Annotated in this window: 27 protein-coding genes and 1 other annotated feature; of the genes, 13 read left to right on the plus strand and 14 right to left on the minus strand. The window is 50.9% G+C overall.

Annotated features, from left to right (window positions below):
- Nucleotides 1-145: 145 nt before the first annotated feature.
- Nucleotides 146-628 carry an SsrA-binding protein SmpB gene (gene smpB, locus OGW44_RS12465; RefSeq protein WP_003031211.1) on the minus strand — a complete coding sequence of 161 codons (483 nt, stop codon included), beginning with the start codon at nucleotides 626-628 and terminating at the stop codon, nucleotides 146-148.
- 154 nt (nucleotides 629-782) lie between these two features.
- On the opposite strand from smpB, the gene ratA reads away from it, so the two are divergent.
- On the plus strand, nucleotides 783-1,226 hold the full coding sequence (gene ratA / locus OGW44_RS12470; protein ID WP_003031213.1) for a type II toxin-antitoxin system toxin RatA: 444 nt from the start codon (nucleotides 783-785) through the stop codon (nucleotides 1,224-1,226).
- The gene (locus OGW44_RS12475) at nucleotides 1,216-1,506 is read left to right on the plus strand and encodes an RnfH family protein (RefSeq protein WP_185654530.1); all 291 of its coding nucleotides are present in this window, start codon (nucleotides 1,216-1,218) and stop codon (nucleotides 1,504-1,506) included. Before ratA ends, OGW44_RS12475 begins: the two co-directional genes overlap by 11 nt.
- A 50-nt stretch (nucleotides 1,507-1,556) precedes the next feature.
- Here OGW44_RS12475 and bamE read toward each other — a convergent pair whose 3' ends face one another.
- The 3 genes from bamE to nadK all read right to left on the minus strand — a co-directional run bounded on the left by bamE (nucleotide 1,557) and on the right by nadK (nucleotide 4,676).
- Nucleotides 1,557-1,901: an outer membrane protein assembly factor BamE gene (gene bamE, locus OGW44_RS12480; RefSeq protein WP_003826401.1), complete on the minus strand. Its 345-nt coding sequence runs from the start codon at nucleotides 1,899-1,901 to the stop codon at nucleotides 1,557-1,559.
- 149 nt (nucleotides 1,902-2,050) lie between these two features.
- The gene (gene recN / locus OGW44_RS12485; protein ID WP_016157188.1) at nucleotides 2,051-3,712 is read right to left on the minus strand and encodes a DNA repair protein RecN; all 1,662 of its coding nucleotides are present in this window, start codon (nucleotides 3,710-3,712) and stop codon (nucleotides 2,051-2,053) included.
- Between the two features lie 85 nt (nucleotides 3,713-3,797).
- Nucleotides 3,798-4,676 (minus strand): NAD(+) kinase, encoded by an 879-nt coding sequence (nadK, locus tag OGW44_RS12490; RefSeq protein WP_016154073.1) that lies wholly within the window; start codon nucleotides 4,674-4,676, stop codon nucleotides 3,798-3,800.
- A 122-nt stretch (nucleotides 4,677-4,798) separates the two neighbouring features.
- Here nadK and grpE point away from each other — a divergent pair, with 122 nt between their 5' ends.
- The gene (gene grpE / locus OGW44_RS12495) at nucleotides 4,799-5,392 is read left to right on the plus strand and encodes a nucleotide exchange factor GrpE (protein ID WP_003031221.1); all 594 of its coding nucleotides are present in this window, start codon (nucleotides 4,799-4,801) and stop codon (nucleotides 5,390-5,392) included.
- Between the two features lie 50 nt (nucleotides 5,393-5,442).
- Here the strand turns inward: grpE and OGW44_RS12500 are convergent, their stop codons facing one another.
- Both OGW44_RS12500 and OGW44_RS12505 read right to left on the minus strand, forming a co-directional pair.
- Complete coding sequence (locus OGW44_RS12500) at nucleotides 5,443-6,732, minus strand: HlyC/CorC family transporter (protein ID WP_008324538.1); 1,290 nt, start codon at nucleotides 6,730-6,732, stop codon at nucleotides 5,443-5,445.
- An 18-nt stretch (nucleotides 6,733-6,750) separates the two neighbouring features.
- A complete protein-coding gene (locus OGW44_RS12505; RefSeq protein ID WP_003031224.1) occupies nucleotides 6,751-7,542 on the minus strand; it encodes a cytochrome C assembly family protein in 792 nt (263 codons plus the stop codon).
- Between the two features lie 165 nt (nucleotides 7,543-7,707).
- On the opposite strand from OGW44_RS12505, the gene ffh reads away from it, so the two are divergent.
- From ffh to rplS, 5 genes are all read left to right on the plus strand, one after another.
- Nucleotides 7,708-9,069 carry a signal recognition particle protein gene (gene ffh / locus OGW44_RS12510; protein WP_003031226.1) on the plus strand — a complete coding sequence of 454 codons (1,362 nt, stop codon included), beginning with the start codon at nucleotides 7,708-7,710 and terminating at the stop codon, nucleotides 9,067-9,069.
- A 253-nt stretch (nucleotides 9,070-9,322) separates the two neighbouring features.
- On the plus strand, nucleotides 9,323-9,571 hold the full coding sequence (rpsP, locus tag OGW44_RS12515; RefSeq protein ID WP_003031228.1) for a 30S ribosomal protein S16: 249 nt from the start codon (nucleotides 9,323-9,325) through the stop codon (nucleotides 9,569-9,571).
- An 18-nt stretch (nucleotides 9,572-9,589) separates the two neighbouring features.
- Nucleotides 9,590-10,138, plus strand: a complete 549-nt coding sequence (rimM, locus tag OGW44_RS12520; protein ID WP_003031230.1) for a ribosome maturation factor RimM — start codon at nucleotides 9,590-9,592, stop codon at nucleotides 10,136-10,138.
- A 44-nt stretch (nucleotides 10,139-10,182) separates the two neighbouring features.
- A complete protein-coding gene (trmD, locus tag OGW44_RS12525; RefSeq protein WP_016157187.1) occupies nucleotides 10,183-10,950 on the plus strand; it encodes a tRNA (guanosine(37)-N1)-methyltransferase TrmD in 768 nt (255 codons plus the stop codon).
- A 41-nt stretch (nucleotides 10,951-10,991) separates the two neighbouring features.
- Nucleotides 10,992-11,339 (plus strand): 50S ribosomal protein L19, encoded by a 348-nt coding sequence (gene rplS / locus OGW44_RS12530; protein WP_002914145.1) that lies wholly within the window; start codon nucleotides 10,992-10,994, stop codon nucleotides 11,337-11,339.
- A gap of 127 nt (nucleotides 11,340-11,466) precedes the next feature.
- Here the strand turns inward: rplS and OGW44_RS12535 are convergent, their stop codons facing one another.
- The 4 genes from OGW44_RS12535 to OGW44_RS12550 all read right to left on the minus strand — a co-directional run bounded on the left by OGW44_RS12535 (nucleotide 11,467) and on the right by OGW44_RS12550 (nucleotide 14,230).
- Complete coding sequence (locus OGW44_RS12535) at nucleotides 11,467-11,949, minus strand: OmpA family protein (protein ID WP_016154071.1); 483 nt, start codon at nucleotides 11,947-11,949, stop codon at nucleotides 11,467-11,469.
- A 10-nt stretch (nucleotides 11,950-11,959) separates the two neighbouring features.
- Nucleotides 11,960-13,186, minus strand: a complete 1,227-nt coding sequence (gene dgcN, locus OGW44_RS12540; protein WP_047414892.1) for a diguanylate cyclase DgcN/YfiN — start codon at nucleotides 13,184-13,186, stop codon at nucleotides 11,960-11,962.
- The gene (yfiR, locus tag OGW44_RS12545; protein WP_016157185.1) at nucleotides 13,179-13,697 is read right to left on the minus strand and encodes a regulatory sequestration protein YfiR; all 519 of its coding nucleotides are present in this window, start codon (nucleotides 13,695-13,697) and stop codon (nucleotides 13,179-13,181) included. The genes dgcN and yfiR overlap by 8 nt, the downstream gene beginning before the upstream one ends.
- A gap of 158 nt (nucleotides 13,698-13,855) precedes the next feature.
- A complete protein-coding gene (locus tag OGW44_RS12550; RefSeq protein ID WP_185654525.1) occupies nucleotides 13,856-14,230 on the minus strand; it encodes a DUF2799 domain-containing protein in 375 nt (124 codons plus the stop codon).
- Nucleotides 14,231-14,445: 215 nt separating this feature from the next.
- Between OGW44_RS12550 and aroF the strand changes: the two genes are divergently transcribed.
- Together aroF and tyrA are read left to right on the plus strand one after the other, a co-directional pair.
- A complete protein-coding gene (aroF, locus tag OGW44_RS12555) occupies nucleotides 14,446-15,516 on the plus strand; it encodes a 3-deoxy-7-phosphoheptulonate synthase AroF (RefSeq protein ID WP_016154067.1) in 1,071 nt (356 codons plus the stop codon).
- A 10-nt stretch (nucleotides 15,517-15,526) separates the two neighbouring features.
- On the plus strand, nucleotides 15,527-16,648 hold the full coding sequence (gene tyrA, locus OGW44_RS12560; protein WP_016154066.1) for a bifunctional chorismate mutase/prephenate dehydrogenase: 1,122 nt from the start codon (nucleotides 15,527-15,529) through the stop codon (nucleotides 16,646-16,648).
- A gap of 101 nt (nucleotides 16,649-16,749) precedes the next feature.
- Here tyrA and pheA read toward each other — a convergent pair whose 3' ends face one another.
- The 4 genes from pheA to bamD all read right to left on the minus strand — a co-directional run bounded on the left by pheA (nucleotide 16,750) and on the right by bamD (nucleotide 19,505).
- The gene (gene pheA / locus OGW44_RS12565) at nucleotides 16,750-17,910 is read right to left on the minus strand and encodes a bifunctional chorismate mutase/prephenate dehydratase (RefSeq protein WP_047499527.1); all 1,161 of its coding nucleotides are present in this window, start codon (nucleotides 17,908-17,910) and stop codon (nucleotides 16,750-16,752) included.
- A 22-nt stretch (nucleotides 17,911-17,932) separates the two neighbouring features.
- Nucleotides 17,933-18,058, minus strand: a sequence feature (Phe leader region).
- Nucleotides 18,010-18,057: a pheA operon leader peptide PheL gene (gene pheL / locus OGW44_RS12570; RefSeq protein ID WP_100250063.1), complete on the minus strand. Its 48-nt coding sequence runs from the start codon at nucleotides 18,055-18,057 to the stop codon at nucleotides 18,010-18,012. It overlaps the preceding feature by 48 nt.
- Nucleotides 18,059-18,160: 102 nt before the next feature.
- A complete protein-coding gene (gene raiA / locus OGW44_RS12575) occupies nucleotides 18,161-18,499 on the minus strand; it encodes a ribosome-associated translation inhibitor RaiA (RefSeq protein ID WP_003031244.1) in 339 nt (112 codons plus the stop codon).
- Between the two features lie 268 nt (nucleotides 18,500-18,767).
- Nucleotides 18,768-19,505, minus strand: coding sequence for an outer membrane protein assembly factor BamD (bamD, locus tag OGW44_RS12580; protein ID WP_016154064.1), 738 nt, complete (start codon nucleotides 19,503-19,505; stop codon nucleotides 18,768-18,770).
- A gap of 131 nt (nucleotides 19,506-19,636) precedes the next feature.
- Between bamD and rluD the strand changes: the two genes are divergently transcribed.
- The 3 genes from rluD (at nucleotide 19,637) to clpB (ending at nucleotide 24,048) form a co-directional block, all read left to right on the plus strand.
- Nucleotides 19,637-20,617, plus strand: coding sequence for a 23S rRNA pseudouridine(1911/1915/1917) synthase RluD (gene rluD, locus OGW44_RS12585; protein ID WP_016154063.1), 981 nt, complete (start codon nucleotides 19,637-19,639; stop codon nucleotides 20,615-20,617).
- Nucleotides 20,614-21,345: a purine nucleoside phosphorylase YfiH gene (yfiH, locus tag OGW44_RS12590; protein WP_047499528.1), complete on the plus strand. Its 732-nt coding sequence runs from the start codon at nucleotides 20,614-20,616 to the stop codon at nucleotides 21,343-21,345. The genes rluD and yfiH overlap by 4 nt, the downstream gene beginning before the upstream one ends.
- Before the next feature lie 129 nt (nucleotides 21,346-21,474).
- Nucleotides 21,475-24,048, plus strand: a complete 2,574-nt coding sequence (clpB, locus tag OGW44_RS12595; protein WP_185654526.1) for an ATP-dependent chaperone ClpB — start codon at nucleotides 21,475-21,477, stop codon at nucleotides 24,046-24,048.
- The last annotated feature ends 193 nt before the right edge of the window (nucleotides 24,049-24,241 follow it).

Here is a 24,241-nt window from a genome sequence, read left to right on the forward strand (position 1 = left end):
AACGGTAATGGCAGGGGGTTTATTTCATATCTGAACGATTCAGCATAAATAAACTATAAACTCGGTGAATGTATTGTGTGGGTTTCGATAACTAAAAAATAAGAACCAGTCTCAGGAGGAGAGACTGGTCACAGGGGAGTAGCATTTAGCGGCCAGCATTTTTCATGATACGCGCTTTATCTAACTGCCATTCGCGTTCTTTCACATCAGAGCGCTTGTCGTGCTGTTTCTTACCTTTCGCAACGCCAATTTTCACTTTGCACCAGGCATTCTTCCAGTACAACGAAAGCGCAACGACGGTATAACCATCACGATTCATACGACCATACAGGGAGTCGAGTTCACGCTGGTTTAACAACAGTTTACGGGTTCGGGTGGGGTCGCATACCACGTGTGTTGAGGCCACCGCCATTGGCGTGAAGTTGGCGCCAAACAGGAACGCTTCGCCGTCTTTGAGTATGACATAGCTGTCGCCGATGTTGGCTTTACCCGCGCGCAGGGATTTTACTTCCCAACCTTGCAGGGCGAGTCCTGCTTCGAACTCTTCTTCAATAAAGTATTCGTGTCGTGCGCGCTTGTTTAGCGCGATTGTGGCTGAGCCAGGTTTGTGTGCTTTTTTCTTCGTCATAATGCCGCTCAGTATAGGTAATCTGGAATCGAAAAACACCCCATTTCATCCAGCGGGGCGCAAGGCGCTATCTTAGCACGAGTTAGGCTATAGCGTTTTTTTTAGCGGGTGATAAATGGTATTATTTGTGTGATTGATATTGATGGGAATTGTTATGCCTCAGATTAGCCGGACCGCTTTAGTACCCTACAGTGCGGAACAGATGTATCAGCTAGTGAATGATGTTAAGTCCTATCCTCAGTTTTTGCCGGGTTGCACCGGTAGCCGCGTACTGGAGTCGACTCCGGGACAAATGACGGCCGCTGTGGATGTCTCGAAAGCAGGGATCAGCAAAACGTTCACCACGCGCAATCAACTGACCAGTAATCAGAGCATTCTGATGCATCTGGTCGATGGGCCGTTCAAGAAACTGATTGGCGGCTGGAAGTTTACGCCACTGAGTCATGAAGCGTGTCGTATTGAATTTCACCTCGATTTTGAGTTCACCAATAAGTTAATCGAGCTGGCGTTTGGCCGTATCTTTAAAGAACTGGCTTCAAATATGGTGCAGGCCTTCACGGTTCGCGCGAAAGAGGTTTACAGTGTCAGTGTCGGCTAAAATTGTCGTTGAAGTGGCGTACGCGCTACCCGAGAAACAGTATTTACAGCGCGTAACGCTGCAGCAGGGCGCAACGGTGGAAGAGGCTATCCGCGCTTCCGGGCTGCTGGAATTACGTACCGATATCGATCTCAGTAAAAATAAAGTGGGTATCTACAGCCGTCCGGTAAAGCTTGCTGATGTTCTGCATGACGGCGATCGGGTGGAAATTTACCGGCCACTGATTGCGGACCCAAAAGAGCTGCGCAGACAGCGAGCAGAGAAATCCGCTAAAAAGTAACAGACAATAAAAAAGGTGCTCATTGAGCACCTTTTTTTGATCTCTCAAACCTACTTGTTATCGGTCAAAGCGGGTTTGTTATCAATGTTGGTCAATACGCCGCTGCTGTTAAAGGTCAGCGTCAGCGTTTGCTGGGTTACGCCTTCATGTCCAGGTTGCTGACGGAACACATAAAACCAGGTGTTAGTGCCAAAAGGATCGGACATCATTGGTGTACCCAGAGCATAAGCAACCTGCTGTTGCGTCATACCCGTGCGCACTTTAGCGACATCGGTAGGTGTCAGATAATTTCCCTGGTTGATGTCAGGGCGGTAAACCACTCGCTCCAGAGTGGAACAGCCTGCAGTCAACATCAGTAGTACTGCTGCAGCAGCAGTCAGCGTTTTACAGCGCATAGTGATTTGATTCCTTTTCGGGCCCGAGCAGTACGCGGCTCATATGTAATATGCCGATGATAATAGACCTTTCACCACTTTAAAACCTTTTGCTGTCGGGTCGGTCGGCGATTTTATGTTGAACTCAGACCTTCACAAGGTAAAAAAGTTTATGCCGCCAGCAGTTCTTTTGCATTTGCGAGGGTATTGCGCGTCACTTCGCTACCGCCAAGTAGACGGGCTAATTCCTGCAGGCGAGCGCGTTTATCAAGCGGCTGCATGTGTGTTTCCGTCATCGCGCCATCTGTTTCTTTGCTGACATAGAAATGTTGATGACCACAGCCCGCAACCTGCGGCAGGTGAGTAACACACATTACCTGCGTTGACTCGCCCAACTGTCGCAACATTTTACCCACTACCGCAGCCGTCGGGCCGCTGATACCAACATCCACCTCATCGAAAATTAGCGCAGGCGTTTCCATCTTACGTGCTGTAATGACCTGAATAGCCAGCGCAATACGTGACAGTTCCCCGCCGGAAGCGACTTTCGCAATTGGCTGTAACGGCTGACCTGGGTTAGTGGTCACTTTAAACTCCACGCGATCGGCACCGTCTGCGCTCAGATGATGTTCCTCAAATTTCACATCAATGCAAAAGACACCGTGTGGCATCGAGAGAGCATGCATGCTCTCTGTAATAAGTTGTCCCAGTTCCTGCGCATAATGCTGACGCTGTTGGTGCAGCATTTTTGCCGTTTCCAGCGCCTGCTGGTGGTGATTGTTCACCGCCAGGGTTAAGGTTTCGAGCGAGTCGGCCTGATCGTCCAGTTGCTGTTGTTCATCCAGCAAAGACTGATAGAACTGTGGCAGCACTTCAGGGGCAACATGATGCTTACGCGCCAACGAGATTTGCCTGGAGATACGCTGTTCGAGCTCGAACAAGCGGTTAGGGTCTAAATCCAGACGATCGCAATAGTGGCGCAGCTCGTCGCTGGCTTCGCTGAGCTGGATGGTGGCCTCTTCCAGCATATCCAGAATACCTGAAAGTTTGCCGTCCATGCCTGCCAGTTCAGTGACCAGGTGTTTTGCGGTGTACAGTTGGCTTTGCAGATTGATGTCTTCACCATCTGCCAGGATAGCCAGCGCCTGTTGGCTGGTGGTGAGCAATTGCCCACTGTTAGCCAGGCGCTTGTACTCTTCATCAATTTGCTCAAACTCACCCGGCTGCGGATTGAATTCGTTCAGTTCCTTTAACTGGTATTGCAACAATTCCGCCCGGGCTGCGCGTTCCAGGCTTTGTTGCTGATGATGCGCCAGGTCACGACAACTTTGGTGCCATAGTTGGTAGCGCGCAGCCATTTCCTGGGTCAGAGACGCTTCATTGGCGTAACCATCAAGCAGGGATTTTTGGTGTTCTGATTTTGTCAGGAGCTGATGCGCATGCTGGCCATGGATTTGAATAAGTAACTGACCCAGCTCGCGCAACTGCGATAACGGAACGGCGGTTCCGTTAATAAACCCACGAGAGCGGCCATCGCTGCTGATAACGCGACGCAGCAAACACTCACGGCCTTCCTCAAGCTGGTTCTCTTCCAGCCAGCGCAGGGCTGCGGGGGTATCTTTTAAGGCAAAACGGGCGCAGAGGTCGGCTCGCATGGCACCTGCACGCACCATGTCTGCGTCTGCGCGTCCGCCCAGACACAAACCGAGAGCATCAATGGCAATGGACTTACCCGCACCGGTCTCACCGGTGATAACGGTCATTCCGTTCTGGAAATCGATCTCAAGTTCACGAACGATAGCAAAATTGCTGATGGTCAGTTGTGCCAACATAGCTGTTTTCCTGTATGAAAAACCATAACTGTGATTTCATACAGTATAAACTGGTTTTTTATACAGTAAAGAGGTTCGCGTTAAATTAGAATAATTTTTTTGACCAACCAAGCTTAGTGCTTAATGTGTTGAAATAGCTGTAATCTTTTGGATGTATCAGGTTCAGATGATAATCACAGCGGCGAATCAATACGTCTTCACCTTCCTGTATAGGCAGGGCGATTTGGCTGTCACAGCTGATCTCCAGATCGTTACGGCGATGAGAAAAGCGCAGGCGAATGGTGCTGCTACTGTTGATCACCAGCGGCCGCGCGGAAAGCGTATGCGGAAACATGGGGACCAGCGTAATGGCATCCAGAGAAGGCGTCAGAATTGGGCCTCCGGCAGAGAGCGAGTAGGCGGTAGAGCCGGTCGGCGTCGAGATAATCAGCCCATCTGAACGTTGGGAGAAGGCAAAAATTTCATCGATATAGACTTCAAATTCAATCATGTGCGCCACTTTCCCGGGGTGCAGCACAACTTCATTGATGGCAGTGCTAATGCGCTTCTGGCAATCCTGTTGACACACCTGAGCTTCGAGTAAAAAGCGCTTTTCGCTGATGTAGTGGCCTTCCAGCACGTCAGCTAACTGTTGCTGGGCATTGTCTGGGTCAAGGTCGGTCAAAAAACCGAGGTTGCCGCGGTTAATGCCAATAACCTTGATGTCATAACGTGCCAGGGTGCGTGCGGCGCCCAGCATATTGCCGTCGCCGCCGACTACCACGGCGAGGTCTGCCTGTTGGCCAATTTCTGCGAGCGTGCCGGTTTTCACATTTTTCAGCTGCAGTTCGTGGGCGATTTGTTGCTCAACGATAACCTCATAACCTTTGGTGCACAGCCAACGGTAGAGCATTTCATGTGTGGTCAGTGCAGTGGGGTGACGTGGATGCCCCACAATGCCAATACACTTGAAATGTTTGTTCATTTTCTCGAGGTCCTTGTAACGAAGATTAGTGACAATGTGAGTACTTCCCTTGAATCCCTGAATCTGATCCCCATAATAAGCCAAGTTAGCGAGATGAATGCGAAAAAAACGCGGAGAAATTCATGAGTAGTAAAGAACAGAAAACGCCTGAGGGGCAAGCCCCGGAAGAAATTATCATGGATCAGCACGAAGAAGTTGAGGCGGTTGAATCAGACGCTTCTGCTGAGCAGGTGGATCCGCGCGATGAAAAAATTGCGAATCTGGAAGCTCAGCTTGCTGAAGCCGAAACTCGCGAGCGCGACAGCGTGTTGCGTATCAAAGCGGAAATGGAAAACCTGCGTCGTCGTACCGAACTGGACGTAGAAAAAGCGCATAAGTTTGCGCTGGAAAAATTCGTCAACGAACTGCTGCCGGTGCTGGATAGCCTGGACCGCGCGCTGGAAGTGGCGGACAAAGATAATGACGCTATGGCGGCGATGGTTGAAGGTATTGAGCTGACCCGTAAGTCAATGCTGGATGTCGTGGCGAAGTTTGGTGTACAGGTGGTTGCGGATATCGATGTGCCGATGGACCCGAACGTGCACCAGGCAATTGCAATGGTAGAGTCCGACGACGTTGCTGCCGGTAATGTGCTGATGGTAATGCAAAAAGGCTATACCCTGAACGGACGTACCATCCGCGCCGCGATGGTCTCTGTGGCTAAAGCCAAAGGCTAATCAGCCTTCAGGCCGGGTAATGCTCACGCGCTACCCGGCCTGAATTACTCTCACTGGTCCGACACGCTTTCCCGTAGCGGTTTGACCGGCAATACCTGCACCTGTTTAATCATATTGTCCTGCACGTCGAGAATATCGATATCGTACTGTCCAATGCGCACACGCGTGCCGGCAACCGGGATCTCTTCCAGCGCTTCAAGAATAATACCATTCACGGTACGTGCGTCATCTTCCGGCAGGTGCCAGTTAAACGCCTTATTGATTTCACGAACGTTGGCGCTGCCGTCAATGATCACCGAGCCATCATTCTGCGGCGTTACCTCTTCGGCAAGCGTGGGTGACATTGAAGTGGTGAAGTCGCCGACAATCTCTTCCAGAATATCTTCGACCGTGACCAGCCCCTGAATATCGCCATATTCATTAACAACCAGACCCACTTTCTTCTTGTTTCGCTGAAACTTAATGAGCTGGGTGCTGAGAGGTGTACCTTCCGGGACGTAATAAATTTCGTCGGCGGCACGTAACATGGTCTCTTTGGTGAACTCTTTTTTCTCTGCCATCAATCGCCAGGCTTCACGTACGCGCAGCATACTGATGGCGTCGTCCAGCGAGTCGCGGTACAGCACAATACGGCCGTGTGGAGAGTGCGAAAGCTGACGCACGATTGACTTCCAGTCATCGTTAATATCAATGCCGATGATTTCGTTACGCGGGATCATGATGTCATCGACGCTGACTTTTTCCAGATCCAGCACTGACAGAAGCATATCCTGGTTACGGCGTGAAATTTGCGAGCGCGATTCATTCACCAGCGTTCGCAGTTCATCTTTACTCAGCGAACCGCTCACCACGATATCCGTTTTGATGCCCATCATGCGCATAAGTAGCCGCGTGATGGTATTGAGTAGCCACACCAACGGCATCATCAGAATCTGCAGTGGAGCCAGCAGTACACTGCTCGGATAGGCGACTTTTTCTGGATACAGCGCTGCAATAGTTTTGGGCAGTACTTCGGCAAAAACCAGCACGACAAACGTCAGTACCCCAGTGGCAATGGCGACACCCGCATCGCCATACAGGCGCATACCGACAATGGTGCCGAGCGCGGAGGCCAGAATATTCACCAGATTATTACCGATGAGCACCAGGCTTATCAGGCGGTCCGGCTTACGAAGTAGCTTTTCAACGCGTTTTGCCTGACGATTTCCCTGCTTGGCCCGATGACGTAAACGATAGCGATTCAGGGTCATCATTCCGGTTTCAGAACCGGAAAAATAGGCGGAAATGACCACCATGATGAGAAGCGTGACAATGAGCGTGGTGGTGGAGATGTGTTCCACGTAGGGTTCCTTAAAGATTTAACTCACGAACTGCTGCAGGATACGACTGCCGAAATAGGCCAGCGTTAGAATGCCTGCGCCTGCGACGTTAAACCATACGACGCGACGTCCGCGCCAGCCTTCATGGTAATGCCCCCACAACAGAACGATATAGACAAACCATGCCACGATAGAGAGAACGGCTTTATCAATGTTCTCGGTACTGAACAGGTTATGCATGTAAAACAGGCCTGTGCACAGGGTGAGCGTCAGCAGAACCACGCCAATTTGGGTGATATGAAACATTTTCCGCTCAATACTCATTAGCGGCGGCATCTCATTGCTGAAGGCCAGTTTTTTGTTTTTCAACTGGTAGTCGATCCATGCCAGTTGCAGCGCATACAGTGCGGCGATAATCAGCGTGGCGTAAGCGAATAGCGATAGCCCGATGTGAATCATCATGCCCGGCGTAGCTTCGAGATGGGTGATGAACTCGTTCGGCATAAACGTGGCGAAGGCCAGGTTGATTAGCGCAAAGGCGTAGACAATGGGCAGCAATAGCCAGCCACGATTGCGGGAAGCGACGATAGTCATTACCGTACAGATCATCAGGCTAACCAGTGAGCCGACGTTCAACAGACTCAGGTTTTGTCCGCTTTCACCGCCGGGCAGAATTCGCGCTTCCAGGGCGATAGCATGACTTACCAGCGCGACGACCGCAGAGAGAATAGCCATACGCCGCCAGCCGCTGTTTTTTTGCAGCAGAGCGGGAATAATCAGCGCGAGGCTGACTGAGTAGGCGACAAGGGCGAGCAGAGCAAAAACGGGCATATAGGTGTCGACAGTTGGCCAGTGATAAAGAAAAGCAGTATAGCGTTACGTGACCGCTGCTCCAACCGTTGCATAACAACAAAGGCGGCTTCATGTTATACTGCGACAAATTTCTGTTGATGTGTCGCTGTCGCGACCGACCGTTTCCACCCCAGGCGAGAGACAATGTTTGATAATTTAACCGATCGTTTGTCGCGCACGCTGCGCAATATCAGTGGCCGTGGACGCCTTACTGAAGACAACGTTAAAGAGACGCTGCGCGAAGTGCGCATGGCGCTGCTGGAGGCTGACGTAGCGCTGCCGGTAGTGCGTGAGTTTATCAATCGCGTAAAAGAGAAAGCGGTTGGTCATGAAGTTAACAAAAGCCTGACGCCGGGTCAGGAGTTCGTCAAGATTGTCCGTAACGAACTGGTTGCGGCAATGGGCGAAGAAAACCAGACCCTGAATCTGGCTGCACAGCCGCCAGCCGTTGTGCTGATGGCTGGTCTGCAGGGGGCGGGTAAAACGACCAGTGTCGGTAAGCTGGGGAAATTCCTGCGTGAGAAGCACAAGAAGAAAGTGCTGGTGGTCTCCGCGGACGTTTATCGCCCGGCGGCGATAAAACAGCTGGAAACGCTGGCCGAGCAGGTCGGTGTGGACTTCTTCCCGTCGGATGTCGGCCAGAAGCCGGTCGATATCGTTAACGCCGCGCTGAAAGAAGCCAAACTCAAATTCTACGACGTGCTGCTGGTGGATACCGCTGGTCGCCTGCACGTTGATGAAGCGATGATGGACGAAATCAAACAGGTCCATGCTTCTATCAAGCCGGTTGAAACGCTGTTTGTGGTCGACGCCATGACCGGTCAGGATGCCGCGAATACCGCAAAAGCCTTCAACGAAGCGCTGCCGTTAACCGGTGTCGTGCTGACCAAAGTTGATGGTGATGCTCGTGGTGGTGCGGCGCTCTCTATTCGTCATATCACCGGCAAGCCGATTAAATTCCTCGGCGTCGGCGAGAAAACCGAAGCGCTGGAGCCGTTCCACCCGGATCGTATTGCTTCGCGTATTCTCGGCATGGGTGACGTGCTGTCGCTGATCGAAGATATCGAAAGCAAGGTCGACCGCGCGCAGGCAGAGAAATTAGCCAGCAAGCTGAAAAAAGGCGACGGCTTCGATCTCAACGATTTCCTTGAGCAGCTCAACCAGATGAAAAACATGGGCGGCATGGCAAGCCTGATGGGCAAGCTGCCGGGCATGGGGCAGATCCCAGACAACGTGAAATCGCAGATGGACGATAAAGTGCTGGTGCGTATGGAAGCCATCATCAACTCGATGACGATGAAAGAACGCGCTAAGCCGGAAATCATCAAAGGTTCCCGTAAACGCCGTATTGCTGCCGGCTGCGGTATGCAGGTACAGGACGTAAACCGCCTTCTGAAACAGTTCGACGACATGCAGCGCATGATGAAGAAAATGAAGAAAGGCGGTATGGCGAAGATGATGCGTGGCATGAAGGGTATGATGCCGCCAGGCTTCCCTGGTAGATAAATATATCGGGCTACCTAATTTGCCTTTTTGACGTCGGGGTGGGCTCGAAATGCTCACGTACTGCATGTACGTTCCGCTTTCTGCGTGCACACCGACGCCAAACTGGCTGCAACGGTAATGCCCAAGTATAAAGCCTCATCACATGTTGATTGCTTTTTTCCCAGAAATCAGTAAAATTTTCGGGCTTTTAATATGACACCCGGGCTCCGTTCCTCGATGGGGCCTGGGTGTTTTATTCACACAAGAGGATGTTATGGTTACTATTCGTTTAGCTCGTCACGGCGCTAAAAAGCGTCCGTTCTACCAGGTTGTTGTTACCGACAGCCGTAATGCACGCAACGGTCGCTTCATCGAGCGCGTTGGCTTCTTTAACCCAATCGCTAGCGAAAAAGAAGAAGGCACTCGCCTGGATCTGGATCGCATCGCTCACTGGGTTGGCCAGGGCGCGACTATTTCTGATCGCGTAGCTACGCTGATCAAAGCAGCAAACAAAGCAGCTTAATCTGTCACGGTGGTCATGATGAGCAAGCAACTCGCCGCGCAGGCTCCTGTGGAACCCATCGTTTTGGGGAAAATGGGGTCTTCTTACGGTATCCGTGGTTGGCTCAGAGTGTTTTCTTCCACTGAAGACGCCGAAAGCATTTTTGACTATCAGCCCTGGTTTATCCAGAAGGCGGGTCAGTGGCAGCAAGTACAGCTGGAAAGCTGGAAGCACCACAATCAGGATCTGATCATCAAGCTGAAAGGCGTTGACGATCGTGATTCGGCGAATCTACTGACTAATTGCGAAATTGTCGTGGATTCCTCGCAGTTGCCAGCGCTGGAAGATGGTTCCTACTACTGGAAAGACCTTATGGGCTGCCAGGTAGTGACCACTGAAGGTTACGATCTCGGTAAAGTCGTCGATATGATGGAAACCGGTTCGAATGACGTCATTGTCATTAAGGCAAACCTGAAAGATGCGTTTGGTATCAAGGAACGTCTTGTACCGTTCCTCGATGGGCAGGTTATCAAGAAAGTCGATCTCGCTACTCGTACTATCGAAGTAGATTGGGATCCTGGTTTTTAAACCACCGGATAAACGGTAAAAGTCGGCGTTATGGGGATTGGCTTGTGTTTATAGGTATCGTTAGCCTGTTTCCAGAAATGTTCCGCGCAATTACCGATTACGGGGTAACTGGCCGGGCAGTAAAAAATGGCCTGCTGAACATCCAGAGCTGGAGTCCTCGTGACTTTACTCATGACCGGCACCGTACCGTGGACGATCGTCCTTACGGCGGCGGACCGGGGATGTTAATGATGGTGCAACCTTTACGGGACGCCATTCATGCAGCAAAAGCTGCGGCTGGTGAAGGCGCAAAGGTGATTTATCTGTCACCTCAGGGACGCAAGCTTGATCAAGCGGGCGTTAGCGAACTGGCCACGAATCAAAAGCTGATTCTGGTGTGTGGTCGCTATGAAGGAATAGATGAGCGCGTGATTCAAACCGAAATTGACGAAGAATGGTCAATCGGCGATTACGTTCTCAGCGGTGGTGAGTTACCGGCAATGACGCTGATCGACTCCGTTTCTCGGTTTATTCCGGGAGTTCTGGGTCATGAAGCTTCGGCAATCGAAGATTCGTTTGCTGATGGGTTGCTGGATTGCCCGCACTATACCCGACCTGAAGTGTTAGAACAGATGGAAGTACCGGCAGTGTTACTGTCGGGGAACCACGCTGAGATACGTCGCTGGCGTTTAAAACAGTCGCTGGGCCGGACCTGGCTTAGAAGACCTGAACTTCTGGAAAACCTGGCTCTGACTGAAGAGCAAGCAAGGTTGCTGGCGGAGTTCAAAACGGAACACGCACAACAGCAGCATAAACATGATGGGCTGGTCTGAGACCCCCAAATATCAGTTTACCCAGGATAAGAGATTAAATTATGAGCAACATTATTAAGCAACTTGAACAAGAGCAGATGAAGCAGGACGTACCTTCCTTCCGTCCGGGTGATACCGTGGAAGTGAAAGTATGGGTTGTTGAAGGTTCCAAAAAACGTCTGCAGGCATTCGAGGGCGTGGTTATCGCTATTCGTAACCGCGGTCTGCACTCTGCATTCACTGTTCGTAAAATTTCCAACGGCGAAGGCGTTGAGCGTGTCTTCCAGACTCACTCTCCGGTAGTTGACAGCATTGCTGTTAAACGTCGTGGTGCTGTTCGTAAAGCTAAACTGTACTACCTGCGTGAGCGCACTGGTAAGTCTGCTCGTATCAAAGAGCGTCTTAACTAAGATTCGCGCAAGCGACATCCTGTTAGAAAAGGGCTGGCCGAAAGGCTGGCCCTTTTTTTATTCCGACCTTACTCTTTTGTTTTATTGCAATTGGATGACTGCGCGGCGCGCAGCCAGTTGAAGACTTTTACGGCGTAGCGATCACGACTGCAACCCGGCGGTTTTCAGCACGACCTTTTGACGTCTGATTACTGGCGATCGGGTATTTTTTCCCGAGTCCCTGCGTTGTCAGATTAGTGCGGGGAATGTTGGCGCCCTGTGCCCACGCATCGGCAACCACATTCGCGCGTTTGAGCGACAGCGCTTCGTTGTAGCTGTCTTCGCCGTAGTTATCGGTATGACCATCCATACGCGCATGGTTTAGCCCGGTAGCTGCCAGTTTGGATGCCATTTCCTGGATCTGCTTTTCACTTTCAGGGCGGAGCTTATAGTCGTTTTTGTCAAACAGGATGTTGTCAGACAGACCAAGAGACCAGTCTCCGGAAGCTTCGGTAAATCCGTACGATTTCATGGCTGCAATTTGCTCCGGGGTAAATTTTCCCTGAGGTGCCTGACAGCCTGCCAAAATCAGTAAAAGCAGAAGGAAAGGGGATGATAGACGTTTTAGCATGTGTAAGTCCTTATTTTTTAATAATGCGTTCAGAACGCAAATTTTTGGCCTGATACATATTTTTATCGGCAAGTTCTTGTAATTTCTCGGCAGAGGCATGTTCCCACGTCAGCGCAAAACCAATGCTGAGAGTCATGCTTGCCTGATGACCGTTATGCAGGTCAAAAGGTCGGTTAAACTCGTGTGACAGTGCCGCGCAGATCCGCTGAACTTCGTATTCAGAGTGAACGCTGTACAGCACCATAGCGAACTCATCGCCGCCAAGTCTGTAGGGGTGATGTCGATTACCACCAAACTCGGACAGCCTGTTTGCAACTTCAATCAGGACCCGATCCCCCGCTGCGTGGCCCCAGGTATCATTAATAAATTTAAAATTATCACCATCAAGGAATAACAGTGCGGAGCTGCTGTGGGCGGCATGGTCATTCATCAGGGCGTTAATGCTGCTGCGAAATGCGGCGCGATTCGCCAGGCCGGTCAGCGGATCGTGTAGCGCCGTACGCAAAAGCTGGGCGTTCTTTGCCTGCAGTTTAAGTTGCCACTCCTCCATCTCGTCCAGCAGACTATTAAAATCCTGGGCAAAAAGGTGAAACTCTTCAATGCGCTCTTCTGAAACGCGCCGTGAAAAGTTACGGTTGGTACGAACATCATGTACCACCTCGGTTATATTTTGCAGGGCTTCCACGACGCCATTATGTAAATAACGAGTGAGCATTAATGCAATGCCAGAGGCCAACAGAATGCACCCGGTAAGGACAGCCAGCGACAAATAGATGAAATGGCTGATAACGCTATCGCGCGCAGTCAATCGTACTTCGCCGATGACGTTGCCATTATGCAAAATAGGTTGAGTGACCGGTTGTGGGAACAGCCAGTGGCTGATAAGTCCGCTGATTTTTTCAGTGGTATCCTGCGCGTTATAGCGCCAGGTGGCGATCACCTTCTGGTTTTTATTACGAACTTCTGCAACGGAAAATTGCCCCTGCTGGCCTAGTGCTGCCAGCGTTTCAGTTGCTGCGACGCCATCAGAAAAAACTAATGCTGCTTCAAGCGTGCGGGTCATGGTTGCAGCGGTCAGATCCAGGTTCTTTTGCGCATACTGTCTCAATGCCAGCACCGAAGAAATGCTGAGCAGCAGCCAGATCAGCGTCATAGTTACCAGAACGCTGATTATGCTGATACGCCGTAATGTCCGTTTAAACGTCGGGCGTGTTATGGGAGAATGGCCCTTATCCATGCTTCTGATTCCGTGCAAGCATTAATACGTCCGGACTGACCCTTACGCCACTGCGTGAAAGGGAATCCATATTTACGGAAAATCTCACATCTTCATCTTTAATTATGAGGCAAAAGGCGCTGCCAATAACGCATTCGGGGTTCTGTTCGGCAATTAATAGCAATGCCTTAGACGGATATTTATTCTTTAATTCCACCTGATAAGTAGGGGATTCTTTTCCAAAATAAAAACCGTCACACTGCGAAACTAATATTTCTTGTTCCGTACGAATGATGACGGGAAGATAGGGTAATGCTCCGGCACTGGTATCTCCCAGGACACTGGAAAAACGCGATGAAGAGAAAATACACAGTTTGGGGGGCCCGGACAGTGCAGGCCAGCGCGTATAACTGACGATGCCGGAAACCATAGCGCGTACAGATTTTGCTTCTTCCGTAACGCTTTGGGCGTACAGCGGTAATCCGGTCAGGAGCAGTGCCAGTAGAAGTATGAGTCGGTAAGAATAGCTCATGAATAGTTACCTACCAGCGTTTGCCGTAAAACGTCGAAATACATTCAAGATTATTTAGGACAAAATAACATTATTTTCCTAAGCCGTCATTATACCAGGTGGAAAGCTATTAGTGATTTAAGTTAAATCTTAGTAATTTATAAAATATAAGCTATTGTTTAATTTAATCTTATTGAGGTGGCACCTTCGTTTGCTCCTTTTTGCCAGGCACTGTGTAACTGGTCAATATTTTCGACCGTATCACAACTTGGGGGAAAGGTTTTCCCGGTCAAACCTCTGGCGTAAACAAAATCCGGCTGGCAGATTTTACGTTGTCCCTCGGCATAACCCTTAAGATATTCCGTACGATCGACTTCGGGGTCATTGTAGTTGTCGGCAAGAGTTTCATTATCTTTAACGGCATACCCCGAAATGGCATCTTGTATTCCGGCGCCGTACCAGGCGGTTCCCGTCCATGTGGGGGCGTGGGTATAAGGATCTATCTGACATCCGCTAAGAAGTAATAGAAATAGGGTGCTGATGAGTTGCTTCATTGCCTGTACTCCCTCGTTTTTTTAAGCATAGTGGATCTATATATCGGATGATGTAAATTTTAATGTACACAGTGGAGGGCGTGGTTTGTCATTAAATTGCATTCTGTAAATTAAAATTTACGGTTTGTGGATTGAAATCTTTACCTGTTGTGTTATCGTTATCACCTCCTCGCTGAGGATCAACTATCGCAAACGAGCTAAACAGGATCACCATCATGCAAAAAGACGCGCTGAACAACGTACATATTACCGACGAACAGGTTCTGATGACTCCGGAGCAGCTGAAAGCTGAATTCCCGCTGAGCCAGGCGCAAGAAGCGCAAATCTCTCAGTCGCGTAAAACCATTTCAGATATTATCTCTGGTCGCGATCCGCGCCTGCTGGTGGTATGTGGCCCGTGTTCCATTCACGATCCTGAAATGGCTATTGAGTACGCTCGTCGGTTTAAAGCCCTTGCCGCAGAGGTCAGCGATAGCCTCTACCTGGTGATGCGCGTCTATTTTGAAAAACCCCGTACCACCGTCGGCTGGAAAGGGTTAATTAACGATCCTCATATGGATGGCTCTTTTGATGTTGAAGCTGGCCTGAAAATTGCGCGTCAGCTGCTGCTTGAACTGGTGAATATGGGACTACCGCTGGCAACTGAAGCGCTGGATCCCAATAGCCCGCAATACCTGGGCGATCTGTTTAGCTGGTCTGCAATCGGTGCGCGTACCACGGAATCGCAGACTCACCGCGAAATGGCTTCCGGTCTTTCGATGCCGGTCGGCTTTAAGAACGGTACTGACGGTAGCCTGGCGACCGCCATTAACGCGATGCGCGCGGCGGCACAGTCGCACCGCTTTGTTGGTATTAACCAGGCTGGACAGGTTGCACTGCTGCAAACTCAGGGTAACCCGGACGGTCACGTGATCCTGCGCGGTGGTAAAGCGCCGAACTACAGCCCGGCAGATGTCGCCCAGTGCGAAAAAGAGATGGAGCAGGCGGGACTACGACCTTCTCTGATGGTAGATTGCAGTCATGGTAACTCCAATAAAGATTACCGCCGCCAGCCTGCCGTGGCTGAATCCGTGATTGCACAAATCAAAGATGGCAATCGCTCGATCATTGGCTTGATGATTGAAAGTAATATTCACGAAGGCAACCAGTCTTCTGAACAGCCGCGTAGCGAAATGAAATACGGCGTGTCTGTAACTGATGCCTGCATTAGCTGGGAAATGACGGATGCGCTACTGCGTGAAATTAGCCAGGATTTAAACGGCCAGCTGTCGGCGCGTGTAGCATAAGAGGTTGGTTATGGTTGCTGAATTGACCGCATTACGCGATCAAATTGATGAAGTCGACAAGGCGCTGCTGGGTTTACTGGCACGTCGCCTGGAGCTGGTGGCCGAAGTCGGTGAAGTAAAAAGCCGCTTTGGGCTGCCTATCTACGTGCCGGAACGGGAAGCCTCTATGCTGGCCTCCCGCCGGGCGGAAGCGGAAGCCCTTGGCGTGCCGCCGGACCTGATTGAAGATGTGCTGCGCCGGGTTATGCGCGAGTCTTACTCCAGTGAGAACGACAAAGGATTTAAAACGCTTTGTCCTTCTCTGCGACCGGTGGTGATTGTCGGCGGCGGCGGTCAGATGGGACGTCTGTTCGAAAAAATGCTCACCCTGTCAGGTTATCAGGTACGGATCCTGGAACAGCAGGACTGGGATCGTGCGCCGGAGATCGTCTCTGATGCTGGCATGGTGATCGTCAGCGTGCCGATCCACGTCACTGAGCAGGTGATCGCCAAATTACCGCGTCTGCCGTCCGACTGCATCCTGGTGGATCTGGCTTCGGTGAAAAATGGTCCTTTGCAGGCGATGCTGGCGGCGCACGACGGCCCGGTGGTGGGATTACACCCTATGTTTGGCCCGGACAGCGGCAGTCTGGCAAAGCAGGTCGTCGTCTGGTGTGACGGACGTCAGCCGGAAGCCTATCAGTGGTTTCTGGAACAGATTCAGGTGTGGGGTGCGCGACTGCATCGGATCAGTGCTGTTGAACATGACCAGAACATGGCATTTATTCAGGCATTGCGTCACTTTGCGACCTTTGCTTACGGTCTGCATTTAGCGGAAGAGAATGTTCAACTGGAGCAGTTACTGGCACTCTCTTCGCCGATTTATCGCCTTGAACTGGCGATGGTCGGACGTCTGTTTGCCCAGGATCCGCAGCTCTATGCCGATATCATTATGTCGTCTGAGAGTAACCTTGCGCTGATCAAACGCTACTACCAACGTTTTGGTGAGGCGATCGGTTTACTGGAGCAGGGCGATAAGCAAGCGTTCATCGACAGCTTCCGTAAGGTGGAGCACTGGTTTGGTGATTATGCGAAACGCTTCCAGAATGAAAGCCGTACTTTGTTGCGCCAGGCTAACGATAGTCGCCAATAAATACGATGCTTAATGGCAACGCTGATGCGTTGTATCAGTCATACAAGGATCGGCTAAATAGAATGCCGGAGAAGCGTAGCGCCATCCGGCATTGTCAAACGTTAGCTTGGATCGACCGGCACCACATTCTCACTTGGATAGCAGCCAAGTACTTTCATCGAGCGCGTAATCTCACCTAACTCCTTCAATGCTTTTTGCATCTGGGGTGATTCCAGGTTGGCCTGGATATCAAGATAAAACATTTCTTCCCACGGATTGCCGTGAATCGGGCGTGACTCCAGTTTAGTCATAATCAGATTATGGTTGCGCAGTACCAGCAGAGCTTCTACCAGCGCACCGGCTTGTTGTCCTGTCGCCATCAGCAACGTGGTTTTTGCTGGCACCTGATCGGAAACATTGATTGCCTTACGCGCCAGTACCACGAAGCGGGTGATGTTTTGCGTCTGATTAGCTTCGATATGCTCAAGAACCTGCAAACCGTATAGTACGCCTCCGGCTTCGCTCCCCAGAGCCGCCACGCGCGGTGAGTTAGCCTGCGCAACTTTTTCCATCGCCGCCGAGGTGCTTTCGGTGTACTCAATCTTCCAGTGTGGGTAACGACTCAGGAATTTGCTGCACTGCTGGAATGGCTGCGGATGGCTATATACCGTTTCAATGGTCTCGAGATCTGTCGTGCCGGACACCAGTAGGCAGTGGTCAATCGTGATAGTCATCTCGCCAACGATAGACAGGCTGGTGTGCTGTAGCAGGTCGTAAACGTCGTTAATCCCACCGGAACTGGTGTTTTCAATCGGAACCACTGCGTAGTCAGCTTGTCCGGTTTCGACCTGATTAAAGATATCGGCAAATTTCGCGCAGCCGCTTTCTATAAATTGTTCAAAATGGCGGGCAGCATACTGACGTGCGGCAAGATGAGAATATGACCCTTTTGGCCCAAGGAAAGCAACGCGTGCTGAGTGCGGGTTAATTTTGTTCAGATGCTGCTGGAGCAGTGCCTGCTGAGTCAGGACGGAGTCTTCGATTATAAGCTGGAACAGGCGAGTGATGTAGTGAGCATCAAGATGATGTGCTTTGCCAAGCTGAATCAGTCGGTCCAACAGATCGCGCTCACGGTCGATATCACGAACTGGACGATGCGAAAGCAGCTTAGCTTTGCCAACTTCTACGGCCAGTCCACGTCGCTCAGCCAGCAGGGCCAGTAATTTTTCATCCAGCGTGCTGATCTTATCGCGCAGCGCCAGCAATGGGTTATCCGATGTCATAGTGTTGCCTTTCTTGTTATCAATAAAAAAGGCCCCCCGTTGTGGGAGGCCTTATTGTTCGTCTTCGCATTCTTTATCACACGACGAAACGCCTCCCATTCAGGGGAAGGTAAAAAAGAATGCGAAGAAGAACGGGACAAGTTTCATGTAATTTTCCTTTGGCTACGTCAGTAAAGTACCCGTACTGTTTTCACCCTGTCAACAAAAAACGCGCCCGGAGGCGCGTTGGCGATACACTCAATGTAAGGGACTACTCTTCTTCTGCTTCGACGAAGTTGGCGTCTTTGACTGAAGTTGTTGCACGACGGGCTTCGCCTTTGTGCTGCACTTTATTGAGCTGCCGTTCCAGCTTGTTGATCAAATCGTTAATTGCGGTGTACATATCCTCGTGTTTTGCGCTGGCGACCAGATGTCCGTTCGGTGTATTGATGGTGGCATCAGCAATGAAACCCTGCGGCTCCTTAGACAGAATGATATGTGGATTAATCAGATGAGTTTGCCATTTTTCGAGTTTGGCGAGACGGTCTGCGACATGCTGGCGAATTGCCGGAGTAATTTCCATTTGTTTACTGGTAATGTTCATTGTCATAAATTTTACCTCTTGTCTTTCCCGTCTTGGTGATTCCAGCATACCGTTCCTAATGTCAAAATGTGTGATATTAATCACATTTTTTTGTCGCTTTTTGTCAAGAAAACCTTTTTGTGAGGCACCGCAGGAACAAGCGATTTTTTACTTGAGGAATACCTGAAAGCAGGCCATATTTGATGAGATGCGTTGCGGCTAAACCGCTTCAGTTGTTGTGTTTACGGATAAAAAAACGGCAGCCTTTGGGCTGCCGTTTGCATTCTGAGATAAATCAGGTATTGCTGCTGTTGGCGGCAATGATTTTCGCTACTTTTTCTGCCTGCGCATTCATCTGCATCTGGCGATAAGCATTTTCCATCAACGGCAGGGCATTGCGTGTTGCTTGAGTATCCGGGAAGTCGCGCAGCATGCCTTCTACACGGTTTACCACGGCAACCCATGCACCGCGGGCAGTGTAGTATTCCACAACGGAATATTCATACTTCGCCAGACGGTCTTTCAGGAATACCAGACGTTTGGTGGCGTCAGTGGTGTACTGGCTGTTCGGATAGCCACGTACCAGTTTGGAAAAGTCATTAAACGCAGCTCGGGCATGTTGCGGATCGCGATCGCTGCGATCAACACCAAAGAATCCTTGCAGTGCGCTATCATCCAACGCCATATTGGTCAGGCCACGCATATACATGACATAATCAATGTTAGGGTGTGTCGGGTTAAGACGAATAAAACGATCGATGGCAGCCTGAGCAAGTGGCAGATCGGCGTTTTTGTAGTAGGCGTAGATGAGATCTAATTGCACCTGCTGAGAATACGGTCCAAATGGATAACGGTTATCCAACGCTTCTAATTGCGTTATTGCCTGTTTCCAGTTACCGTCCTGCAGCTTTTGCTGAGCAGTCGCGTAGATTTCATTTGGCGGATTATCGGGCACCTCTTCCTTTGAACCAGAGCAACCCGCCAAAAACAGGCTCAACGTGGCTGCTGCCACCAGATATTTCATGCGCGTCATGACGTTTTGACTTTCCTCAAAATGTTTTACGGGAGATTCTCTGTTCCTGCTCCCGGTTAAGACCAGCTACAATAGCACACTATATTAAACGGCAAAGCCGTAAAACCCAACGTTAAACGAAGAAGCAGTTTATGGCACAACGAGTAGAACTCACCGCAACAGTCTCCGAAAATCAGCTCGGTCAACGCTTAGATCAGGCTTTGGCCGAATTGTTCCCTGATTATTCGCGATCGCGCATAAAAGAATGGATCCTTGACCAGCGCGTACTGGTAAATGGCAATCTTTGCGATAAACCGAAAGAAAAAGTGTTGGGTGGAGAGCGCGTCTCCATCACTGCAGAAATTGATGAAGAGGTTCGTTTTGAACCTCAGGATATCCCACTGGATATCGTTTATGAAGATGACGATATTCTTGTCATCAACAAACCCCGTGACCTCGTAGTGCATCCGGGTGCCGGTAATCCTGATGGCACGGTATTGAATGCATTACTGCATTACTACCCGCCAATCGCGGATGTTCCACGTGCTGGTATCGTGCACCGTCTGGATAAAGACACGACCGGATTAATGGTGGTGGCAAAAACCGTTCCGGCGCAAACGCGTCTGGTGGAGTCGCTGCAGCTGCGTGAAATTACCCGTGAGTACGAAGCCGTGGCGATTGGTCATATGACGGCAGGCGGAACCGTTGAGGAACCGATTAGCCGCCACCCGACCAAGCGTACGCACATGGCGGTACACCCGATGGGGAAACCGGCGGTGACGCACTATCGCATTATGGAACACTTCCGTGTGCACACGCGTCTGCGGCTGCGTCTGGAAACCGGACGTACGCACCAGATCCGCGTGCACATGGCGCATATCACCCATCCGCTGGTGGGCGATCAGGTCTACGGCGGTCGTCCGCGTCCCCCGAAAGGCGCTTCTGACGAATTTATCTCCGTGCTGCGTAAGTTCGATCGTCAGGCGCTGCACGCGACTATGCTGCGTTTATATCACCCAATTTCAGGTATCGAAATGGAATGGCACGCACCGATTCCACAAGATATGGTGCAATTGATTGAAGTGATGCGCGCTGATTTCGAAGAACATAAGGATGATATTGCCTGGTTATGAGTAAGCTAATTGTCCCGCAGTGGCCGATACCGCAAGGTGTTGTTGCGTGTAGTTCTACCCGTATTGGCGGTGTTAGCATGCCGCCTTATGATTCGCTGAATCTGGGCGCCCATTGCGGTGACAACCCGGAGCATGTTGAAGAGAACCGCAAGCGGCTGTTTGCTGCGGGCAATCTGCCGTCAAAGCCAGTCTGGCTGGAGCAGGTCCACGGTAAGGATGTCCTGAAACTGACCGGCGAGCCTTATGCCTCCAAACGTGCGGATGCTTCTTACAGCAATACGCCGGGCACCGTGTGTGCCGTGATGACGGCCGACTGTCTGCCGGTGCTGTTTTGCAATCGCGCAGGAACGGAAGTCGCGGCGGCACATGCGGGTTGGCGCGGATTATGCGCCGGCGTGCTGGAAGAGACGGTGGCGTGTTTTGCCGACAAACCTGAAAACATTATTGCCTGGCTAGGCCCGGCGATTGGCCCGAACGCGTTTGAAGTGGGAGCAGAAGTTCGCGCAGCGTTCATGGCGAAAGATCCGCAAGCGGACCTCGCATTTGTACCGCATGGTGATAAATATCTGGCGAATATTTACCAGCTTGCGCGTCAGCGTCTGGCAAATATCGGAGTAGAGAACATCCACGGTGGCGACCGTTGCACCTTCAGCGAAAGTGAGACGTTCTTCTCTTATCGTCGCGACAATACCACGGGTCGTATGGCAAGTTTTATTTGGCTGATATAACCTAAAGAATCAAGACGATCCGGTACGTGTAATTTTCTTTTCACATAATTCAGGTCATTCACCTTGAATAATTGAGGGATGACCTCATTTAATCTCCAGTAGCAATTTTGACCTGTTATGGGAGGAGTTATGCGTCTGGATCGTCTTACTAATAAATTCCAGCTTGCTCTTGCCGATGCCCAGTCACTCGCATTGGGGCACGACAATCAATTCATCGAACCACTTCATCTAATGAGCGCCTTGCTGAATCAGGATGGGGGATCGGTACGTCCTTTATTAACGTCTGCTGGCATTAATGCTGGCCAGTTACGTACAGCCATTGACCAGGCGTTGAGCCGGTTGCCGCAGGTAGAAGGTACCGGCGGTGATGTGCAGCCTTCTCAGGATCTGGTGCGTGTACTGAATCTTTGCGACAAGCTGGCGCAAAAACGTGGGGACAACTTTATTTCGTCAGAACTGTTCGTACTGGCGGCGCTTGAGTCACGCGGTACGCTGACCGATTTACTAAAATCAGCAGGTGCGACGACCGCGAATATCACTCAGGCAATTGAACAAATGCGTGGAGGTGAAAGCGTGAATGACCAGGGGGCTGAAGACCAACGTCAGGCCTTGAAAAAATATACCGTCGACCTGACCGAACGTGCCGAGCAGGGCAAACTCGATCCGGTCATCGGCCGTGATGAAGAAATTCGCCGTACTATTCAGGTACTGCAGCGGCGTACTAAAAATAACCCGGTGTTAATCGGCGAACCAGGCGTCGGTAAAACAGCTATCGTTGAAGGGCTGGCCCAACGAATTATCAATGGTGAAGTGCCGGAAGGCTTAAAAGGTCGCCGTGTGCTGGCGCTGGATATGGGCGCGCTGGTGGCTGGGGCCAAATATCGTGGTGAGTTTGAAGAACGCTTAAAAGGCGTGCTGAACGATCTCTCGAAACAGGAAGGCAATGTCATCCTGTTTATTGATGAGCTGCATACCATGGTTGGGGCGGGTAAAGCCGATGGCGCAATGGACGCCGGGAACATGCTGAAACCTGCGCTGGCACGCGGGGAACTGCACTGTGTAGGCGCAACAACGCTTGATGAATATCGCCAGTACATCGAAAAAGATGCGGCGCTGGAACGTCGTTTCCAGAAAGTATTTGTAGCCGAACCTTCAGTAGAAGACACCATCGCGATTCTGCGTGGCCTGAAAGAACGTTATGAGCTGCACCACCATGTGCAGATCACTGACCCGGCGATTGTTGCGGCAGCTACGCTGTCTCACCGCTATATTGCCGATCGTCAGTTGCCGGACAAAGCTATCGACCTTATCGATGAGGCGGCATCCAGCATTCGTATGCAGATTGACTCCAAGCCGGAGGAACTCGACAGACTCGACCGCCGTATTATCCAGCTCAAACTGGAACAGCAGGCATTAATGAAAGAGTCTGATGAGGCGAGTAAAAAACGTCTCGATATGCTCAACGAAGAGCTGGACGATAAAGAGCGCCAGTATTCTGAATTAGAAGAAGAGTGGAAAGCTGAAAAAGCATCCCTTTCGGGAACGCAAACAATCAAGGCTGAGCTGGAGCAGGCGAAAATCGCCATCGAACAGGCGCGTCGCGTCGGCGATCTGGCGCGGATGTCTGAACTGCAGTACGGCAAAATTCCTGAACTGGAAAAACAGCTGGAAGCAGCCACCCAGTCTGAAGGCAAAACCATGCGTCTGCTGCGTAATAAAGTCACGGATGCAGAAATTGCAGAAGTGCTGGCGCGCTGGACCGGTATCCCGGTTGCTCGCATGCTGGAAGGCGAACGTGAAAAACTGTTGCGTATGGAGCAGCAGTTGCACAGCCGCGTGATTGGCCAGAACGAAGCGGTGGAAGCCGTTTCTAACGCCATCCGTCGTAGCCGTGCTGGCTTGTCCGATCCAAATCGCCCGATTGGTTCGTTCTTGTTCCTCGGCCCAACCGGTGTCGGTAAAACTGAACTGTGCAAAGCGCTGGCAAACTTTATGTTCGACAGTGATGATGCCATGGTGCGTATCGATATGTCCGAGTTTATGGAGAAACACTCGGTGTCTCGTCTGGTCGGGGCGCCTCCGGGATATGTCGGCTATGAGGAAGGTGGATATCTGACAGAAGCGGTACGTCGTCGTCCTTACTCTGTCATCCTGCTGGATGAAGTGGAGAAAGCGCACCCGGATGTGTTCAATATTCTGTTGCAGGTGCTTGACGATGGTCGTCTGACTGACGGGCAGGGGAGAACGGTCGACTTCCGTAATACGGTTGTCATCATGACCTCGAACCTGGGGTCCGATCTGATTCAGGAACGCTTCGGCGAGCTGGACTACGGCCACATGAAGGATATGGTCCTGGGCGTCGTGAGCCATAATTTCCGCCCGGAATTCATCAACCGTATAGATGAAGTTGTTGTATTCCATCCGTTGGGTGAGCAGCACATTGCTTCTATTGCACAGATCCAACTGCAACGTCTGTACAAACGTCTGGAAGAGCGTGGCTATGAAATCCATATCTCTGACGAGGCGCTTAAACTGCTGAGTGCGAATGGTTACGATCCGGTGTATGGCGCACGTCCACTCAAACGTGCTATCCAGCAACAGATCGAAAACCCGCTGGCGCAGCAAATTCTGTCTGGTGAGCTGATTCCAGGCAAAACGATTCGGCTGGAAGTGAATGACGATCGCATTGTGGCAGTGCAGTAAGTCACAAAACGACAATAAACGAGCCCTGCGGGGCTCGTTTTTGTTTAAAAACAAAGCAAAAATCAATGTAATGGTTGAAAAGTAGTCGCTTGATAAGTTTTTTGTATTTTTAACTTGTCAGCCTGAAATAACTCCCTATAATGCGCCTCCACTGACACGGAACAACGGATTACAAACCGCCGGGTCAGCGGAG

The sequence above is a fragment of the Citrobacter sp. Cb023 genome, assembly GCF_030336805.1.
Lineage (GTDB): Bacteria > Pseudomonadota > Gammaproteobacteria > Enterobacterales > Enterobacteriaceae > Citrobacter > Citrobacter braakii.

Excerpts from the sequence above, each read along its gene's own strand:
- smpB (WP_003031211.1), bottom strand. The coding sequence starts at position 628 with ATGACGAAGAAAAAAGCACACAAACCTGGCTCAGCCACAATCGCGCTA.
- ratA (WP_003031213.1), top strand. The coding sequence starts at position 783 with ATGCCTCAGATTAGCCGGACCGCTTTAGTACCCTACAGTGCGGAACAG.
- bamE (WP_003826401.1), bottom strand. The coding sequence starts at position 1,901 with ATGCGCTGTAAAACGCTGACTGCTGCTGCAGCAGTACTACTGATGTTG.
- recN (WP_016157188.1), bottom strand. The coding sequence starts at position 3,712 with ATGTTGGCACAACTGACCATCAGCAATTTTGCTATCGTTCGTGAACTT.
- nadK (WP_016154073.1), bottom strand. The coding sequence starts at position 4,676 with ATGAACAAACATTTCAAGTGTATTGGCATTGTGGGGCATCCACGTCAC.
- grpE (WP_003031221.1), top strand. The coding sequence starts at position 4,799 with ATGAGTAGTAAAGAACAGAAAACGCCTGAGGGGCAAGCCCCGGAAGAA.
- OGW44_RS12505 (WP_003031224.1), bottom strand. The coding sequence starts at position 7,542 with ATGCCCGTTTTTGCTCTGCTCGCCCTTGTCGCCTACTCAGTCAGCCTC.
- ffh (WP_003031226.1), top strand. The coding sequence starts at position 7,708 with ATGTTTGATAATTTAACCGATCGTTTGTCGCGCACGCTGCGCAATATC.
- rpsP (WP_003031228.1), top strand. The coding sequence starts at position 9,323 with ATGGTTACTATTCGTTTAGCTCGTCACGGCGCTAAAAAGCGTCCGTTC.
- rimM (WP_003031230.1), top strand. The coding sequence starts at position 9,590 with ATGAGCAAGCAACTCGCCGCGCAGGCTCCTGTGGAACCCATCGTTTTG.
- rplS (WP_002914145.1), top strand. The coding sequence starts at position 10,992 with ATGAGCAACATTATTAAGCAACTTGAACAAGAGCAGATGAAGCAGGAC.
- OGW44_RS12535 (WP_016154071.1), bottom strand. The coding sequence starts at position 11,949 with ATGCTAAAACGTCTATCATCCCCTTTCCTTCTGCTTTTACTGATTTTG.
- dgcN (WP_047414892.1), bottom strand. The coding sequence starts at position 13,186 with ATGGATAAGGGCCATTCTCCCATAACACGCCCGACGTTTAAACGGACA.
- yfiR (WP_016157185.1), bottom strand. The coding sequence starts at position 13,697 with ATGAGCTATTCTTACCGACTCATACTTCTACTGGCACTGCTCCTGACC.
- OGW44_RS12550 (WP_185654525.1), bottom strand. The coding sequence starts at position 14,230 with ATGAAGCAACTCATCAGCACCCTATTTCTATTACTTCTTAGCGGATGT.
- aroF (WP_016154067.1), top strand. The coding sequence starts at position 14,446 with ATGCAAAAAGACGCGCTGAACAACGTACATATTACCGACGAACAGGTT.
- tyrA (WP_016154066.1), top strand. The coding sequence starts at position 15,527 with ATGGTTGCTGAATTGACCGCATTACGCGATCAAATTGATGAAGTCGAC.
- pheA (WP_047499527.1), bottom strand. The coding sequence starts at position 17,910 with ATGACATCGGATAACCCATTGCTGGCGCTGCGCGATAAGATCAGCACG.
- raiA (WP_003031244.1), bottom strand. The coding sequence starts at position 18,499 with ATGACAATGAACATTACCAGTAAACAAATGGAAATTACTCCGGCAATT.
- bamD (WP_016154064.1), bottom strand. The coding sequence starts at position 19,505 with ATGACGCGCATGAAATATCTGGTGGCAGCAGCCACGTTGAGCCTGTTT.
- rluD (WP_016154063.1), top strand. The coding sequence starts at position 19,637 with ATGGCACAACGAGTAGAACTCACCGCAACAGTCTCCGAAAATCAGCTC.
- yfiH (WP_047499528.1), top strand. The coding sequence starts at position 20,614 with ATGAGTAAGCTAATTGTCCCGCAGTGGCCGATACCGCAAGGTGTTGTT.
- clpB (WP_185654526.1), top strand. The coding sequence starts at position 21,475 with ATGCGTCTGGATCGTCTTACTAATAAATTCCAGCTTGCTCTTGCCGAT.